Here is a 15,429-nt window from a genome sequence, read left to right on the forward strand (position 1 = left end):
GGGCCGCGATCCGTGATCGTTCTTGTGTTCTAGGCCAGAGGCCTGGAGTTATCGCGCGCACCTTGCTGGATGGCGGACCGAGTTGCGGCATCCGACCTCGCTGCTCGCGAAGATCGAAAACTGTTTGCTGCGAGCTGCCGGGCGCCCCGAGCGGCGCGGCCCGCGGCCCATCGCGCGCCGGAATAGCGCACAGCGTTTCTGCCGAAGTTTCTATAAGGGTTGTATGCGCCCACGGTGCTGAGATACCCGCCGCCATTCAGGATCGAAGCAATCGAGGGTATCTGCATGAGAACGTAGATGCCGATGACCGTCACCAGCACCAAGGGCAGCACCAGCGACATTTTGCTGTCCATGGTCGCTCCGCCGGACGTGGCGGTGTTCAGCGCCGCATTGACGAGCGAGAAGTAGAAACCGAGAAAGCCGTAGATCAGGATTTGCTGGATCATCAGGAAGGTGGTCAGCGAAAGAAAGCCTTCGCTCATGCGCGAGGACCAGCGGTAAAGCCAAAGGATGATCCATAACGGCGCCAGAGCCAGCGTGATGAACAACATCACCTTGGCGGCGATGATCGCGGCAATGGCAAGCGCTGCGAAGATGATGGCCGACAGCAGGACGAGCAGCGACAGCAGCGCGCCAAAAATGTCATAGAAGGATCCGCTGTAGACCTGATTGGCGACGTCCTGCGCCCCTTGGTACAGATTGTCGATCAGCGCTGGAATTGCCGCCTGGTCGCTAAGCTGATTGCCGGTGGCCCGCGACACGGCGCCGACGATCACCTTACCGACCTCGTCTGGAATGCTTTGTACGAGCTGATAGATCGTTGACGAGAATGTGCCCCATCCGGTCAGCAGCAGATAGATGATGACGGCGCGGCCGAGGCGATAGGCCGCTTCGATTGGCGAAATCGACTCACGCCCGCTCAGGATCGAATAGCCCCACCACACGATATAAAGGGTCAGCATCAGGGTGAAGACGTTGCCCATCGCGTTGCCCAACTGCATATAGACGGTGCGAACGAAGTCCTCGCCGATGTTGTCAATGCCACCGAGGATGCTTGCGGCGAGACCGTTCATGGATCCTCGTCAATGATGCTGGCGAACGGCGTTGAATTGACCGGCTTCAGCGCGCCGCATTCGTCGACGTGGGCATACGCCAGAGGCCCGCACGGCGCTTTCAGTTCGCGATTTGCGCATCCAAAAAGCCCCGCGCCGAGCCCAATCACAACCCATACGCGCAGGACTCGCCTCGACAAGCGCTCAGCCTCCGCTCTTGCCGAATTCCGCGAACGGATTGACGGTGCGCGGGGTCATCATCTTCTGCACTTGGCTCTGGCGAAGAAGATCTCCCTTCAGCTTCTCATTCAGGGCCGCGACCGCGCCGTTCTGGACGCCGATCAGTTCGTTGACGGCGCGCGCGTTTTCCAGCTGCATTCGTGTGTTCTGGTCGACCGAACCCTTGACGTCCTGCGACTGCCCAATCTGCCCGCTCGCTGACTGCAGCGACTGTTGGCGCTGGGTAACGCCCTGCGAAGCCTGCGAGGTCAATGCGCTTAGCAGCGAGGCCACATTGACGCTGCCGCCATAGGCCGTGTTGACGGCGCTGGTCTCCTTGCCGGCAATCTGCTGGAGCTGCTTCACCAGCTGGAGCCCATTGATGACGGCGCCGGCGATTTTCTGGATTTCGGGCGAGAGGCCGCCAAACGAAAGAGCCCCGCCGTTCAGGATCGATCCGAACGACGGCGCCTGGGCAATCGACATGTTGCCGCCAAGGCCCATCTGTCCGATCCCGAGCGAACCGTCACGACTGCCGCTGAGAGCCTGCAGGATCTCCTCGCTCTTTTTCAGGATATCCTTGTTGGAGTCCATGATGGAGTTGGTGTTGTCCGCATTCTTGCGGGCGACATCGAGATTGGCGCCATCAATGACGGCAATCTGTGCGTGGGCCGTGCTTGTCCAAAGCGCCAGACCGGCGGCAATCGCGAATTTCCTCATGTCAGCCTCCTATTGCTGTAGAGATTTGATCACGCTGGCAGCGCCGGCAGGGTCACTGGTGATGATCATCGAGCGACTGTCGGCCGAGTTTGCCCCCGCGTTCTCAAGTGCGCATGGTAGCCACCGGCCGCGATCGATCTTCAACCGTTCCTGTTCCGCCGGATCACAAGAGAACGGGTTTGGAGAGCCGCTCTTCGGCTGTTGCACCAGTTTGGCCGACTGCGATGCCTGAACGTTCTGCAACGATAGAAGTTGGGCCAGCAACGCCGTAAAATCCCCCGCCTGGGCGAGATACTGATTGGTGACATCGGCGTTGATCCCACGAGCTGACGAGTTCTGCTCCCAGGCGTCCTTGTATTCGGTCACCTGGCTAACGTTGCCCGCCAGCGCGTCGATCGCCGCATTGTTGGCGCCGATCTGCGATGAGCTTGCATCAAGGCCACCAGCCGCCTTCCTCACTGTGCCCATGGCCGCGTCCTGGGCCGAGCCGCCTGCGCCGTCGGCCGTTACGATCGAGAATGGTGGCGGCGCGGCGGCCGGAGCCTTGCCGCTCGACACATAGTCGTTGAAGTAACTGTTCCAGCGGCCGACGCCGCCGGCCCACTGGCTTTGCTCGCCTGCGTTCGATCCGTTGTAGAAGGAGGCGAGACAGCTGTAATTCGTCGCTCCGCATTGCTTCACGCCCATTCCGAGATATTTGACGCCGCCTTCGACATTCTGCTCGTTGACGTCGCGGTCAAGCCCCATGGACTTGCCGGTGCCCTTGGTCAGCTGCATGACGCCTTTGACGCCGGTGTGGCTCCCGGCGCATGTGTCGAAGCGCGATTCCTGATAGGCGACGGACAGTGCCAGGCCTTCGGGCACGCCGTACTTTTGTGCATAGTAGCGGATCATCTTCACGTTGCCCGCGTCGCGCTGCAGCGCGTCGGCCGGCGATCGGCGAAACATCTGTGAGCGGTATTTGTTCGAATAGGTGCAGACGACGCTTTTCTTCCTGTCGGTTTCGTCCTTTTTGGCCTCATCCGACTTCGTGCTGTGCTGTTCGTCCTCTTGCCGCTTGTCGAGGTTCGGCCCGTCGATCACCGCGATCTGAGCGACCGCCACGCTCATGCTTTCCGCCGTCGCGAGAGCCACGGCCAGACAAGCGCTGCTAAGCCGCTTCGTCATGCTCGTTCTCCCATCCGCAGAAGTATGGCAGCCACATCTCCGGCTCATCACCGAAGGTTTCCCGGAGCCGTGCGCATTCCTTTCTGTTGGCTTCGTTCGAGGACAAGACCTTGATGAGATCGGGCATCGCCGACAAATCGAGTTTGGCGACGATCGAGTCGCTGTCGTGCTTGACGAGGAAGGTGCGCGTCTCCTTCGCGGTTCTGCGCACGAACTCGAATTCCTTCGCTGTCAGCAAGAAGCGCTCCATGTAGGATTCCTTGCTCGCCTTCGGGTTGGGGAAGAAAATGTTCGTCTTCGTTTGCTCGATCAGCGACGACGATATGGAGGAATTGACGACGTCTTCCGCCGTCTGCGTGCCAAAGCCGACCACGCCGTTGCGGCGACGAATGGTCTTCAGTGTTTCGTTGATGAAGGCGGCGAAAACCTCGTCGTCCAGCAGCTTCCAGCCTTCATCGAGGAAGAGCATGATCGGCGAGCCGTCGATGAGGTCCTCAAGACGGTGGAAGATGTAGAGCAACGCCGCCGAACGCAGCTTTCGGTCACCCAGGATCCTGGTCATGTCGAAGCCGACGACGGGTTTCGAGAAATCGACCAGATCGACGGGATTGTTGAAAAGCCAGCCTTTGTCCTTCGGGTCGAGCCAGGGCTGTATCCGCGCGGCCAGATCGTTCATGCCGGGCATGAGCGAGCCGCGCAGCACTTCCGGCAGCAGGTCGAAGGTCCGCTGTTCGCGCGGAATCTTGTAGATCATGTCGACGGCGGCGTTGATGACGCGCATCTCCGCCACGTCCAGCGTGCCGCCTTCCGGCGTCAGAATGTAGATGAGCAAATCTTCAAGGAAAGAACGGTTTTCTGCGGTGTCATCGAGCTGCAATGGCGCGAACCCGGTCGGCTGGGAAGGTTCCATCACCTCGTAGCGACCGCCAAGCGCTCGAACGAAAATTTCAGCACCGCGCATATAGTCGAAATAGACACATCGCGGCCGCGGCATGATGCGCATGGCCTGCGCCATCAGGAACGAAAGCACCACGGTCTTGCCCGAGCCGGTCGGGCCGAACACCGTGAAGTGCCCGACATCGTGAACGTGGAAATTGAAATAGTAGGCCGTCTGGCTGGTCGTTTCGAGCAAAGCGATGGGCCGTTTCCAATGCAGCCGCTCACGTTGCCCGGACGGGAAATTGTGTCCTGAAAAAAGGCCGGCGAAGTTAAGCGACGAGATCAACGCACGTCGCGCGATGTAGCTGAAATTTCCCGGCAACTGCGCCCAGAAGGCCAGTTCCGTGTTCAGTGTCTCGCGAACCGGCACGATCGACATGCGCGAAAGCTCGGCCGTGATGTCGGATAGCGCACGGTTGAGCCCGGTCATGTCCGGTGCCAAGGCCATGACGCTCATGTGATGTTGCCCGAAGACGACTTCGCCGCCGGCCAGCTTGTCGGCGCCGTCGTGGACGGACTCCTCGACCGTCGTGCCCGCCTCGTCGGAACCCTCGACCTGGTTCGCGATGGTGTTGATCCTGCGCATCGCGGTTACCCGGTCTTCGATCGCGAAACTCTGCGTCAGGACAAACTCATGTGGCAGGCGCAACAGACCGTCCAACGAGCCCGGAGCGGTGAACGGTGGGTATTCCTTGATCGATACCATGGCGCCGAGCTTGGCGGCGTCCGGCCCGCGAAGCTCCAGCGCGGATTTGCCGAAAAACAGCTGTCGTGTCGCCAGCACATCGCCAAGGCTCATGCGCGGCAAAGGCATTTCCACGTCGACGCCGCCGGCGAGGATCTTCGCCAAAAATTCCGCCGGCTCGGAAAAGAAGCTGTCGCGGCGCTTCACGACGCCGAGAAGACGCGCACCATAAGCCGTGAAATCCTTGACGACGCCGTCGAGCACGTCACGCAATTCGGCCATCGCCTCTTCGCGGGTTTCTTCGCCCGCGGTACTGATGCGGAACGCATTGAGCGCCTTGTCCACCCAGCCGACGCGGCCGACCATCGGTCGGCGTATGACCGCCAGATACGCCTCGTTGACGAAAAGGTTTTTCGCCCCAAGCTCATCCATGTAGCGGGCGTCGAGCTCGGCCACGAAAGGATTGTCAAAGTCGCCTTCGATCTCAGGCGTCACGTGGCGGCGGATGATCGTCGTGTAGACCGCAAAGCGAGACGTCGAGAGATTGCGGAACGTCGTGTTGCGGTTGAACATTCGGCTGTTCAGCTCGGCCTGGTCCATCGTCTGGAACGGCAGGCCACTAAGCTGGATGACGCCGACAAGAAAGCCGCTCTTCGTCACGATCAGATTGTCATCGGCATGGCGAAGGTAAGGGATGTGCATCGCCGCGGGCTTTTCGCGGCGGCGCTCACGGCCAAATTTCAGGTCGGCATCGAGGCTCATGGCGAATAGCTCCTCGCCCCCCAGAAAGTAAGGTTCGCCACCGCTCCGCGTTTGGAGACGCGCCGCTCGAAAATATGAAACATGTAGGGGTCGCGCTGGCACAGATATGCGCTGACCAGATGCACTACGCCGAACACGCCAAGGCCGAGCATGAAGCTGCTCGTGGCGATAAAACCGATCACCGCCAGGATGCCGTTCAGGGCAAAAACCTCATATCGCACCCCCATTTCATCGGGGGGCGTGTCAGTGGCAGGCTGACCGGCTCGACATAGACTTCCTCGTCGTCCATGTCTCAGCTGCCTCCAGCGGTCGCGCGAACCGCATCCACCAGTTGGGCAGCGCCGAAGATCAGAGCGATGCCAATGATGATGGAAAAAGCCATCATCCACGCCAGCCGGCCCGTCATGGCGAGGAAGCCGAGAAAACAGACCGCGATGATGGCGAATGAGCGCGCGATGTTGCCCTGCAGAACTCCGACGAACCACTCCAGCACGTTTTCGACTGGCGCCGCCGACTGGGCATACGCAGTGGCTGGCGCGAGAGCTATTCCGACCGCAGAGGCCAAGGCCAGTTTCAGGGCAAATTTGCCCGCTTTCCTGTATTCCACCCTTGGCTCCTTTCAGTTGCCGAGATCCATGACATGACCATCCTGCCAAGCGTCCTCGCTTGCTGGCGGAGCGGCCGCGAGCGTCTCGGATTTGGTCAGGGCGGACTTCTTCACCACACCGCCGAACTTCCAGCGGTTCAGTATTTTCACGATGTATTCCGCCGTCTCCGGATTCACCGGAATGCCCTGCGCCTTGTAGACGCTGTTGGGCCCGGAGTTGTATGCCGCCAGCATCAGCAGCGGATCCCCGAATTCGTCATAGAGTGACTTCAGGTAGCGAAGGCCAGCCCGGACATTTGCCTGTGTATCGCAACGGTCGCTGACCCCTAGATCGGCCGCCGTGCCCGGCATCAGCTGCATGATTCCCAGGGCTCCGGCTTTTGAGGGACCCTGACTGGCGCCGAGATCGCTTTCGGCCCATGCAATTGTCTCGGCCAGATCGGCGTCGAAGCCTTCCTCTTGCGCGATTGAACGCACAAGTCGGGAGACCTCGGTCCGATTTACGGTCTTACACTCCCCCGGCCTTTGCGCCCCGGCCGCGGCAAGGGCTTGCGCCGGCGTTGCAAAGGCGATTGCCACGCGGTCTGATGCCAGGTCCCGGCCGTGCGCTTCCAAGGGCATTGTAGCGGCACACAGGGTGAGCAGGAGAGCGAATCGAGTGTTCATACTGTCGCCAAAATTTAACACTTTACTATGGCTACACGCAGCCCTAGTAAAGTGTCAACACGATATCGATCACAAGGACGGGTTTCGATGAAACAGACGGCTCTTTGCACGGTCTTGCTGCTCCAGGGCACCGTGGCTTATGCTGCCGGCGCCGACGCCCCGAGCGCCTTCGCGCAACCCTCGGAGCACTACCTGCTCCAGTTTGCCAAGCCGGGCGAAAAGGTTTTCGTCTATGAGCGCTACGATGCGAAAGGCGCGCTCTTTCAGCGCGATGCGGCCGCTCTCATGGGTCCAGTAAAAGTGCCGTCGGCGACCGAGCGCGTCGTCAACGGCGTCACGTACCGGCTGCGCGGCCTTGCGGCCTGCCCAAAACCGAAGATTACGTACAAGACGCAGCAATGGGACTGCACGAAAGCCGCGCAGGACTACGAAGAGGCAATCTACAACGATCGTGCATCCGTCGTGCTTTGCAAAACACTTGTGCTGCAAAGCAGGAAGGGCGAACCCGACGCCGTGTCGTGTTTTTCTCTCGTGGGTGCGGGTAACGCAAACGACCCGTACAACGTCGCCTACGACGATGACGAAATGGTTTTTTTCGACATGGCGGCGATCGGACGCAACAAGGACGGCAAGTCGCTGCGCCCCGATCTCGAGCATTCCGCCGACCTCGGTGGCCAGTTCCAGAAATGAAACAGGCGAGCTTTGCAGTGCTGGCCGCATTCTCGGTATCCGCACCGGCGCAGGCGCAGGATGCCCCCGATACTGCAGTTCCAACGCCCTTGGCGGTATCGAAGTCAGCTCAACTGCTGACCGGAGATACCTGGCGTGACGGAAATCGCCTTTTCCGCCTCTATGGCGTCCAGTCATGTCTTCGAGGCACGTCAGCCGAAGAGCCAAATGGGAACAAAATCGATTGTGGGAACACCTCGCTGGCGCATCTGGCAGCCCTGTTCGATAGCGCCGCGGTTTCATGCCAGCCAATCGGCTACGCCCTCGACAAGGCGGTTTTCGTCGTGTGCGGTGCGCAGCTGAATGGCGAAACAATCGACGTCGGCACAGCGCTCATAGCGACCGGATATGCGTTTGCCGCAACGACAGCGAAGGGGAAAGCCGTCAATGAGAACTACCTCGTCGCGGAAATCAACGCTAAGATGAAACGTGCGGGTTTGTGGGGCACGACGTTTCAGCATTCTATTCAGTTGCTGCTAAATAAGGGGTCGGAGAGACAACAATGAAGCACGACGATGAGGCGCACAAATATTACTATCCCGTGGAAGTACGCGGTGACGGCGCTATTGGCGGAGCCGCTGCGTTCATAGTGATCATATTGGTGCCTGCGGGGCTCTATGCCGCCTGGAATACCGTGGCCTCATGGATTTCAGCGCTCTTCTCCTAGAACTGCAGTTTCGCGAAAGAACCAAGCAACGCGCGAAAATCGTCGACATCAAGCTCGCACCAGTCGTTCCCCAACAACTGCCGGAAATAGGCTGCCTTCATTTTCAACTCAACCACATCGGCCACCGGCGCAGCGGCCGCGCGCCGACGCGCGATAGCCTCTTCCGCCATCACCGAATCCAATCGCCGGCCGATCAGGGTCGCATCCGGCCCTTCGGCCCTCATCCATCTCCTGCCGAGACGTTCAACCATGGCGACTGCATGACGATGTGCCGCGAGCAGATTCGCGACCCCATCGGCCTCCTCCATCACTCCGTTATTACAGACCACTTGAACGGGCATCGACCGGCTCCATGCGCATGACAATCGTAAATGATACCTAGGGAGGCGAGAAAAATAGGGGTTCACCCCCCCGCTTCTCAGGCTCCCGAAGCCCTGGCTTCCCCAATGTTCGCTCATGAGGTCACACTCTGCCAACAGACGGACGTTTCAGTTGGCCGGCGGTTTGCGAAGCATCTTCCACGCAACAAAACGTGTTCTGCCTCTCCGGCGGTCACCCGTCATCGGTCTCTCCGTGCCAGCCAGAATCGATCCAGTTGATAAAATCGTTGATTGAGGACGAAGGCACGATAGGATACGAAGCCTAGCGAAACAGAACGAACATAGAGCCTATAAGTTGTTGTTTAAGAACGGAAAGTTATTTCTCCCTCCGCCGAGAGACGGAAGTGATTTCAAAGAATTATTCAAACGACTGGCGGCGGCGGGAGCGGGTCGACTGTTGGACAAAGACGGGTTTCCTGCTGGCCCGTGGACGCCCGAACTCCTTGCAGAGGCGATTTCACTGATTGATTCCAACCGGGTTGGTGTCGATCTGCGAACGGTGCAACTTTGGTTTCAAGAGAACGAGAAGGGAATTAGCACTGCCAACATTCGTTGGCTGGCGAGGATTTTTGGATGCGATGATCCGGTCGCAACTAGCGAATGGCAGATGGAGCTGGGTGAGGCGCAATCGCGGTTATCAGCCAAGAGACGAGAATGGAAGAGAGCCACCAGCAGCGTTGCACACGAGATTCCAGGTACAGCACTGACTGCGAGCTTCGAGACAGACTTCCCAGCAGAGCCGACCCGCGATACTGACGCCAAGGGGCCGAGGCGACGTTTTAACTTGGCGAGGAAATCGGAGGCGCTTTTTAGTCACGGATCTCCCCTGAATTTACCGGCGTCGGTGTTTGCCGGCATGACCGCTCTCGGCTTTTTGTCGTACATCATTGGTATCCACAACGTCACCTACGAGCGAGCGGACGGGCTCGTTAAGCAGGTTGGATTCCTTTGGGCCGCAAATTGGACACTCGACTTTATGGTGTTCTTACCGCTGTTTTTCTTCTTCGTTATGGAGTTGCTGGTCTCCTGGAAAAATGAGGACCGCAGAAAGCTCGCAGCGCTATGCGGTGAAGTGGAAAGCGACGACGCCTGGTTGCGCAACGTTGACGCTTCCTCGTACACATATTGGTCGGTTTTTGTGATTTGCTTGCTATTCGCGGGTCTTTTTCAATGGATCGGCGTATCCCTGATCCCGTTGATGAAGGGCGGTGGCAACTATGCTTTGGATTGGGGAAAAATAGCTCTTGTGCGTCCTGATGTCATATCTGTTCCCGAAACAATCGTTTTTACGGGGATCGCTTACCTGTACATGTGTCTGGTGTTTTATCTTTTCTTCGCAGGCCTCATTTTGCTCTATACGGTTGTTCATGATCTTTGGAGAATTGGAGACGGATTGAAGAAGCTGCCGCATGTTGATCATCAGCAAGAGCTCAATGAAGCCGGCCTCACAGTGATGCGAGGGGTCTTTCGGTGTACTATTTTGGGGGTTCTGGTCGCCATATGGATGAAGGTCCAAAGCTCTTATCTGGCATCCAGTGGTGAGAATATAGTGTCGTGGTTGGTCGGCGATATGTCTTCGATGTTCCACGGTCGCGTCGATGTGGGCACCGGGTTCCGCTATCGTATGCCGACGCATTACAGCAGCCTTCTTATCGTTATCTCGACCTGTTTTGTATTTTTGTATGGGTCCATCCGATTAGTTGTCGGAGGTCGATTTCATGCGCCTTTGTGGAAGATGTCGGCGGTAGTGGGGTTACTTGTTGTCAGCTACTTGTTGATCGACGCGTTTGCTGGCTTTTCAACCCTTTTGGTCATTTCAGTGCTAGTCGCACTATACGGTCTATTCGATCCAGGATTAGGCCGCTGGCGAGCGAGCGAGTTAGGAAACGATCAGCGTGTTTCATAGTTGGCTCGATCGTTGGGACGAACGCCGGGCCCTTCGCGGTGAGGAAGGGAAGAAACCATCGGATTTCGCCCTTGACGCGGAACGCGCCTTTCCAGGTGCGAAGAAGATAACAAGTATCGAGGAATTCTGTGCCCTTGCCGACCAGGCCATGGCTGATCCAGCCTTTTTCGATGATCCGAATGTGAGTGATCAGGGGTTTGAAAGACTAGATGGGTGGCTCAAATTTCCATCGAACATTTCTACTGATATCGAACAGAACAATGTCGTCTCGGCGAAAATCACAAAAAGCGGTTCGTTCGATCAGGCGATGGTGATTTTTCACCATTGGAATGCAAGTGGCCGGAATCGTCAGATTGCCAGCTTTTTCTCACAGCGTGGCATCACGGTGGTCGAGATTGCTATGCCTTATCATTTCGAACGCAGCCGTCCCGGCTCTGTGCACGCCGACTATATGCTTAGCCCTAATCTCGGTCGAACGATCCAATCTGTAAGGCAGGCAGTGTTGGATGGGCGAAAACTCATATGTTGGTTGAAAAGCGAAGGCTATCGAGAGATTTCGGTTTTCGGAATGAGCTTAGGTTCCTGGGTAGCGGCCATAGTCGCGGCACACGACTTGGCTGTGTCAAAAGCCTCGTTGTTTCTGACGGCGGGGAGTCTAGCGGATATGGTTTGGACGGGTCGCGCGACACGATCGATACGCGCCAGCCTTGAGCCTGAGATTGAGCTGACCGATCTCAGAAGGGCCTGGAGTCCACTTAACTTGGAGAATTACGCGCATAGTTTGGCACGGCCTGATCTCGATCTTCATGTTGTGTTGGCTAAGAGAGACAAAGTGGTTTTGCCAGAGCTATCGGAGAGGTTCATGCAGAGGCTGAAGGACGCCGGAGCTAGGCCAAATATTTTGAAATTAAACTGTGGTCACTACTCGCTCGCCATGCCGCCTTACATTTTGTTGGCCGGTTTGAGCTTGAAGCGGTTTCTGTCGCGTGCTGACAAGTCGGCCCGGCGAGCATGAGTTTGGCTTTGGCCGGTCAGCTCACCAGCAAATTCTCTGGTAGGCATCCCGACACGAAGTGATGAATGTGGGGTCGCCCCCTACCGAAGCCGACCCCTGGAAGTGGCCGACAAAGGCGCAGGCATGACACCGGCAGTCGAAAAGGCCACGACACCCTTCTTCTCTACGGCGCCGGCAGGTTTGACGGCTTGTTCTCATCTGGTGCGACCGTCAAGGGAAAGCTCTTCATCAGCAGCATTCCCGGCGCCGGCACAACAGCCGCGGCGGGGGGGGCGCTAATTTTCCGCCGGGCCTGACCGGCAGGGCATAGGAGCGGCGCGCCTGCGCTGGGACGAATTATAGGCCCTTTAGGAACACTCGTGGGGCGCTAGGTGTCGGCTCTGCCAGGCGGGAACTTTTCGGAAAAGAGGAAGGTCGCTGGATCAAGTTTCAACGCCTTGGCGATCGCCGCAATCGTGTCCACGCTGATATTGCCGCTCGCCCGTTCCAGTTTCGTGAAGGTCGCCTCCGCCACGCCGATGAGGTCGGCCATCTCATAGCGGTGCAAAGCACGTCTTTGCCGCTCAAAATCGATGATGTGAGCCAGCCGCCTGCGGATCGCATTGTCGTCCAACCGATGCGCCCATTCCGGAACTTTCTTACCGCCGGCGAGCAGTCCTGCAAAAGACAATTGCAAGCCGCTTGCCATGACCTGCAGCGTCGTCAATGTGACATTATTTTTCTGACGCACAGTCTGAATGTAGGTTCGATAGGCCAGTTTTTCGCCTTCGGCGGTCCGAAACAGTTCGGCCATGTGCATATGGGATAGGCCGCGTCTGGCTCTCTCCCGCTCAAGCGTCATGGCAATGTTGGCGCGCAACGGGTTGTTCACCACGCCTCCGTCATCTCGTTTCATAAATCGATGTAGTCGCACAAACCTGCCTTTTCGACCTGTCCTTTTTCGCGCGGATCACCCATAGTAAACTGTCAAATCTGCAGCGAGGAAAAGGCTATGACCATACTCAAATTTCTACTGGGGGGTGCCGTCGGCATCGCGGGCGCCGCAGCTCTTCCATCCCAATCAAAAGCGTCGGAATGGGGCTGTCAGGTCCTCCTATGTCTTTCCGGCGACTGGCAAGGCACCCCCTCGTGCCACCCGCCAATTTATAAGTTGATTGCGGCGATGGAAGCCCCGGGTTTCAATTGGCCGACCTGTCCGCAAGCCAACTCAAGCGCGGCGAGATTTGAGAAGTATGAGGATTGTCCGTCTGGCTGGCAAGCAGTTGGCAGCTCCGAATCCGATCGGCCGGGCTTAGGTCAAGAACGGGACATCTGCCGCCTCGCGGCTGATAGGCTCTCCTTGCCCGTCGTTTTCAAAAACAGCGCCCTCGGCGGGCATCATGGAGACGGATCACGTCAGGTCCAAATCGAAATCCACGGCAAGGCGGTTGCGGCGACAATCCAGACTGCGGGGAACGATCGAGGACGTTCCATTGGTAATGGCCCGACTTACTACACCATCCCTCGACCGATGCGCGGAAAGCCCTGGTTCATCGAGTATGATGACGCGAACGGCGTGCGCCAGAAAAGCTGGTTCAATCTTAAAATGCCATAAGCCAGGCCATCACGTAGGACGAGGACTATGAGGGCCACAATTCAGGGAGGTTTGTAGTGTTCAAGGCGCTTCTGCTATCCACAATGATTATGAACACAGGCGCAGTGTTGACGGCGGCTGGTCAGAGCGATAAGCCGCGATCAAGTGTGGACAATCCTATGTGGCCCGCTTCACTGAAATGGGACTGCAAGACCGCTGCCAAAATCGTGTGCGAGCGTGATGGCAGTTGCTCGGTGGCTGAGGACAACACTGGGTTTGTGCTGAACTACGGCAGCAACGAAGCTGAGTTTCGGGCCAGCAATGTCAGGATCAAACGCCACTATCAACAGACCGTGCAGGGGAGCCCTTTGCAGCAGGAAGTTAAAGTTGAACTGGCCGACAATCGCGTTCTTTGGCTGACGGCCGTGGATGCCAGCCGCACTTATTCGCAAGCGTGGGTCGGCGCACTGAGCGAGTTGAAGGGTGGCGCGGTACTGATGGAATCCGAGGGAGTCTATTGCATGCCGCACAAGTGAGTGCGCCGAGAGGGAGGCGAGCGGCCGATGTGGTCTGACTTGGGACGCCGGCGGCTCGGAAGTAGTTCGAGTACTCACACCCAGTTGTAATGAGTCGATGAGGCCGTGTTGATTGACATCGATCTTGTCGAACCCAGACTGAGAGTAAGCAACACAGCACCCTCACTGGTCGATTGCGTCTCGATTATAGTCAATAAAACTTGCAGTAAGCGCAACTCATCCTTTGCGACAGGAAGAGATGCTGACTTTTAATGATGAAAGTCGCGTAATCTATCTTATGGAACTTGCAATATTACTATATCAAAGCTCGGATAGCGACGGACCACTTCACAAGTTATGGAAAGCCGATAAAGGCAGCAGCGTGAGACAGTTGGCGCGCTCGTCCAGGGGCGCCAGTATTCCCTGGCCGTTCGCCGATGACGAGCCTCACTGTCCCTGTCGCGTCAAAACGCTCTGTTTTGCGTGGGCGCACGGCCGCCGCCATCGGCGACGAACACAGCACCGGTGACGAAGGAAGCGGCATCGGAAGCAAGAACAGGCAGCAGTTGGCGATCTCGGCCGGCTCGGCGACACGCCTAAGCGAAGCCGTGCGCATAGGCGAGCGAGCGGGTGTAGGAGACGAGTGCTGCCCTACTGGCCGAATAGGCGGCATTCTGGCCGCTGTCATCGGAGGCGCCGGCGGAACCGATGTTGAAGATCGCGCCGCCGCGCCTTTTTATGAGCGGCAGTGCGGCGCGGCAGACCATTATGGCGCCCGTCCCATTGACAGCGAAACTGCGCGCCCAGGTTTCATCGCTCAGGCTCTCCGGCTCGTCAAGGATCATCACCCCGGCGGCGTTGACGACGATGTCGAGACACCCGCGGCAGGCGGCGATGGCGCGCGCGACAACATCTGCCCTGGTAAATCGCGCTCCAAAATGCCCGGCAGATAAGCGCTCGACAGGCGCACGCCGCTCATCACGTTGACATCGAACCAGACGTTCCCAGCCCGCATGATCGCCGGCTGGAAGCTAGCCTCGGCGCGCTTTCTGTTGCGCACGACGCGTATCATCACGTTAACCGAGGAATCCGGGGTCAATTACATGCCGCGCTGAGAATCTTGCAGGATCCGAACGAACCCGATCAGGAAGGGTCTGCGGTTCGCGATCGCGACTTGACTCATTATTTGAACGCGTTTAATAAACGCGTTACCGGAGGGTCAAAATGCCTCGACTGCCCATGACAGAAACAGAATTGTCGAATACGCGCGCTGCTATTCTCACGCAGGCGGCGAAGATCGTTGGACACTCTGGTATTGCAGGGTTGTCGATGCGGCGATTGGCAGCGACCCTGAAACTGACCCCTGGAGCCATCTATCGCTATTTTCCAAGCAAGCAGGATTTGCTCTGGACCTTCTGGCAAGATGCCCTTGCAGACCTCAGGTCTACGTTCGCGGAAATCGACTCTTCCACCGATGACCCGCTGCTCGCCATCCGAACCATGCTTAGGGCCTATGCGGATTTCGGCCTGGCCGATCGCGACAGGTTCCGGCTGCTGTTTCTGGAGAATGATCAAGGCCTTACGAATGGGCTTGAGCACGACGAAGCGGCGCTCGCGCCCTACGCAAACCTGCGCAGGCGGGTGGCACAAGCAATATCGATGAAAACGATGGTCGAGCGGGATATCGAACGGACGACGCAGATGCTTTGGGCCTGCGTGCACGGCGCCATAACCCTGACTGCGACCATCAATGAAGTCGATTTCGGTAACGTCGACCAACTGATCGACGCGACGATCGACACAGTCATGCGCGGCCTCGCGGCCTAG

At 57.9% G+C, this 15,429-nt stretch carries 19 protein-coding genes; 8 read left to right on the top strand and 11 right to left on the bottom strand.

What is annotated here, in order from left to right; all coding sequences use genetic code 11:
* Positions 1–29: 29 nt before the first annotated feature.
* The 7 genes from NKJ18_RS26765 to NKJ18_RS26795 form a co-directional block, all read right to left on the bottom strand.
* Positions 30–1,073 carry a TrbL/VirB6 family protein gene (locus tag NKJ18_RS26765; protein WP_352760541.1) on the bottom strand — a complete coding sequence of 348 codons (1,044 nt, stop codon included), beginning with the start codon at positions 1,071–1,073 and terminating at the stop codon, positions 30–32.
* 183 nt (positions 1,074–1,256) lie between these two features.
* Positions 1,257–1,991: a type IV secretion system protein gene (locus tag NKJ18_RS26770; protein WP_352760544.1), complete on the bottom strand. Its 735-nt coding sequence runs from the start codon at positions 1,989–1,991 to the stop codon at positions 1,257–1,259.
* Between the two features lie 9 nt (positions 1,992–2,000).
* Positions 2,001–3,206: a transglycosylase SLT domain-containing protein gene (locus NKJ18_RS26775; protein WP_352760635.1), complete on the bottom strand. Its 1,206-nt coding sequence runs from the start codon at positions 3,204–3,206 to the stop codon at positions 2,001–2,003.
* Positions 3,142–5,544: a VirB4 family type IV secretion/conjugal transfer ATPase gene (locus NKJ18_RS26780; protein ID WP_352760547.1), complete on the bottom strand. Its 2,403-nt coding sequence runs from the start codon at positions 5,542–5,544 to the stop codon at positions 3,142–3,144. The genes NKJ18_RS26775 and NKJ18_RS26780 overlap by 65 nt, the downstream gene beginning before the upstream one ends.
* Positions 5,541–5,765, bottom strand: coding sequence for a VirB3 family type IV secretion system protein (locus NKJ18_RS26785; protein WP_352648479.1), 225 nt, complete (start codon positions 5,763–5,765; stop codon positions 5,541–5,543). Before NKJ18_RS26785 ends, NKJ18_RS26780 begins: the two co-directional genes overlap by 4 nt.
* Before the next feature lie 71 nt (positions 5,766–5,836).
* Positions 5,837–6,151 (bottom strand): TrbC/VirB2 family type IV secretion system protein, encoded by a 315-nt coding sequence (locus NKJ18_RS26790; protein WP_023720448.1) that lies wholly within the window; start codon positions 6,149–6,151, stop codon positions 5,837–5,839.
* A 12-nt stretch (positions 6,152–6,163) separates the two neighbouring features.
* Positions 6,164–6,817 carry a lytic transglycosylase domain-containing protein gene (locus NKJ18_RS26795; RefSeq protein WP_352760550.1) on the bottom strand — a complete coding sequence of 218 codons (654 nt, stop codon included), beginning with the start codon at positions 6,815–6,817 and terminating at the stop codon, positions 6,164–6,166.
* A gap of 87 nt (positions 6,818–6,904) precedes the next feature.
* On the opposite strand from NKJ18_RS26795, the gene NKJ18_RS26800 reads away from it, so the two are divergent.
* The 3 genes from NKJ18_RS26800 to NKJ18_RS26810 are packed head-to-tail and all read left to right on the top strand — an operon-like array spanning position 6,905 to position 8,213.
* Positions 6,905–7,507, top strand: coding sequence for a hypothetical protein (locus NKJ18_RS26800; RefSeq protein ID WP_352760553.1), 603 nt, complete (start codon positions 6,905–6,907; stop codon positions 7,505–7,507).
* A complete protein-coding gene (locus tag NKJ18_RS26805; protein ID WP_352760556.1) occupies positions 7,504–8,052 on the top strand; it encodes a thermonuclease family protein in 549 nt (182 codons plus the stop codon). Before NKJ18_RS26800 ends, NKJ18_RS26805 begins: the two co-directional genes overlap by 4 nt.
* On the top strand, positions 8,049–8,213 hold the full coding sequence (locus tag NKJ18_RS26810) for a hypothetical protein (RefSeq protein ID WP_352760557.1): 165 nt from the start codon (positions 8,049–8,051) through the stop codon (positions 8,211–8,213). The genes NKJ18_RS26805 and NKJ18_RS26810 overlap by 4 nt, the downstream gene beginning before the upstream one ends.
* Here the strand turns inward: NKJ18_RS26810 and NKJ18_RS26815 are convergent.
* Positions 8,210–8,554, bottom strand: coding sequence for a hypothetical protein (locus tag NKJ18_RS26815; RefSeq protein ID WP_352760559.1), 345 nt, complete (start codon positions 8,552–8,554; stop codon positions 8,210–8,212). The genes NKJ18_RS26810 and NKJ18_RS26815 overlap by 4 nt on opposite strands.
* 337 nt (positions 8,555–8,891) lie before the next feature.
* Between NKJ18_RS26815 and NKJ18_RS26820 the strand changes: the two genes are divergently transcribed.
* Together NKJ18_RS26820 and NKJ18_RS26825 are read left to right on the top strand one after the other, a co-directional pair.
* Positions 8,892–10,499, top strand: coding sequence for an RcgA family putative transporter (locus tag NKJ18_RS26820; protein ID WP_352760637.1), 1,608 nt, complete (start codon positions 8,892–8,894; stop codon positions 10,497–10,499).
* Entirely contained in the window at positions 10,489–11,514 is a 1,026-nt protein-coding gene (locus NKJ18_RS26825; RefSeq protein ID WP_352760561.1) for an alpha/beta hydrolase family protein, read from the top strand. The genes NKJ18_RS26820 and NKJ18_RS26825 overlap by 11 nt, the downstream gene beginning before the upstream one ends.
* A gap of 367 nt (positions 11,515–11,881) precedes the next feature.
* On the opposite strand, the gene NKJ18_RS26830 is transcribed toward NKJ18_RS26825, so the two are convergent.
* Entirely contained in the window at positions 11,882–12,385 is a 504-nt protein-coding gene (locus NKJ18_RS26830; RefSeq protein WP_352760564.1) for a helix-turn-helix domain-containing protein, read from the bottom strand.
* A 120-nt stretch (positions 12,386–12,505) separates the two neighbouring features.
* Here NKJ18_RS26830 and NKJ18_RS26835 point away from each other — a divergent pair, with 120 nt between their 5' ends.
* Positions 12,506–13,108: a hypothetical protein gene (locus tag NKJ18_RS26835; RefSeq protein WP_352760566.1), complete on the top strand. Its 603-nt coding sequence runs from the start codon at positions 12,506–12,508 to the stop codon at positions 13,106–13,108.
* 56 nt (positions 13,109–13,164) lie between these two features.
* On the top strand, positions 13,165–13,623 hold the full coding sequence (locus NKJ18_RS26840) for a hypothetical protein (protein WP_352760568.1): 459 nt from the start codon (positions 13,165–13,167) through the stop codon (positions 13,621–13,623).
* A gap of 575 nt (positions 13,624–14,198) precedes the next feature.
* On the opposite strand, the gene NKJ18_RS26845 is transcribed toward NKJ18_RS26840, so the two are convergent.
* Positions 14,199–14,498 (bottom strand): SDR family oxidoreductase, encoded by a 300-nt coding sequence (locus tag NKJ18_RS26845; RefSeq protein ID WP_352760639.1) that lies wholly within the window; start codon positions 14,496–14,498, stop codon positions 14,199–14,201.
* Positions 14,447–14,674: a hypothetical protein gene (locus tag NKJ18_RS26850; RefSeq protein WP_352760571.1), complete on the bottom strand. Its 228-nt coding sequence runs from the start codon at positions 14,672–14,674 to the stop codon at positions 14,447–14,449. Before NKJ18_RS26850 ends, NKJ18_RS26845 begins: the two co-directional genes overlap by 52 nt.
* 152 nt (positions 14,675–14,826) lie before the next feature.
* On the opposite strand from NKJ18_RS26850, the gene NKJ18_RS26855 reads away from it, so the two are divergent.
* Positions 14,827–15,429 carry a TetR/AcrR family transcriptional regulator gene (locus NKJ18_RS26855; protein ID WP_352760573.1) on the top strand — a complete coding sequence of 201 codons (603 nt, stop codon included), beginning with the start codon at positions 14,827–14,829 and terminating at the stop codon, positions 15,427–15,429.

The organism is Mesorhizobium sp. M0217 (genome assembly GCF_040321955.1).
Taxonomy (GTDB): Bacteria; Pseudomonadota; Alphaproteobacteria; order Rhizobiales; family Rhizobiaceae; genus Mesorhizobium.

Bases quoted from the DNA above. Each gene is read 5' to 3' on its own strand.
- NKJ18_RS26765 (WP_352760541.1), bottom strand. From the start codon at position 1,073: ATGAACGGTCTCGCCGCAAGCATCCTCGGTGGCATTGACAACATCGGC.
- NKJ18_RS26770 (WP_352760544.1), bottom strand. From the start codon at position 1,991: ATGAGGAAATTCGCGATTGCCGCCGGTCTGGCGCTTTGGACAAGCACG.
- NKJ18_RS26775 (WP_352760635.1), bottom strand. From the start codon at position 3,206: ATGAGCCGGAGATGTGGCTGCCATACTTCTGCGGATGGGAGAACGAGC.
- NKJ18_RS26780 (WP_352760547.1), bottom strand. From the start codon at position 5,544: ATGAGCCTCGATGCCGACCTGAAATTTGGCCGTGAGCGCCGCCGCGAA.
- NKJ18_RS26795 (WP_352760550.1), bottom strand. From the start codon at position 6,817: ATGAACACTCGATTCGCTCTCCTGCTCACCCTGTGTGCCGCTACAATG.
- NKJ18_RS26800 (WP_352760553.1), top strand. From the start codon at position 6,905: ATGAAACAGACGGCTCTTTGCACGGTCTTGCTGCTCCAGGGCACCGTG.
- NKJ18_RS26805 (WP_352760556.1), top strand. From the start codon at position 7,504: ATGAAACAGGCGAGCTTTGCAGTGCTGGCCGCATTCTCGGTATCCGCA.
- NKJ18_RS26810 (WP_352760557.1), top strand. From the start codon at position 8,049: ATGAAGCACGACGATGAGGCGCACAAATATTACTATCCCGTGGAAGTA.
- NKJ18_RS26815 (WP_352760559.1), bottom strand. From the start codon at position 8,554: ATGCCCGTTCAAGTGGTCTGTAATAACGGAGTGATGGAGGAGGCCGAT.
- NKJ18_RS26835 (WP_352760566.1), top strand. From the start codon at position 12,506: ATGACCATACTCAAATTTCTACTGGGGGGTGCCGTCGGCATCGCGGGC.
- NKJ18_RS26850 (WP_352760571.1), bottom strand. From the start codon at position 14,674: ATGATACGCGTCGTGCGCAACAGAAAGCGCGCCGAGGCTAGCTTCCAG.
- NKJ18_RS26855 (WP_352760573.1), top strand. From the start codon at position 14,827: ATGCCTCGACTGCCCATGACAGAAACAGAATTGTCGAATACGCGCGCT.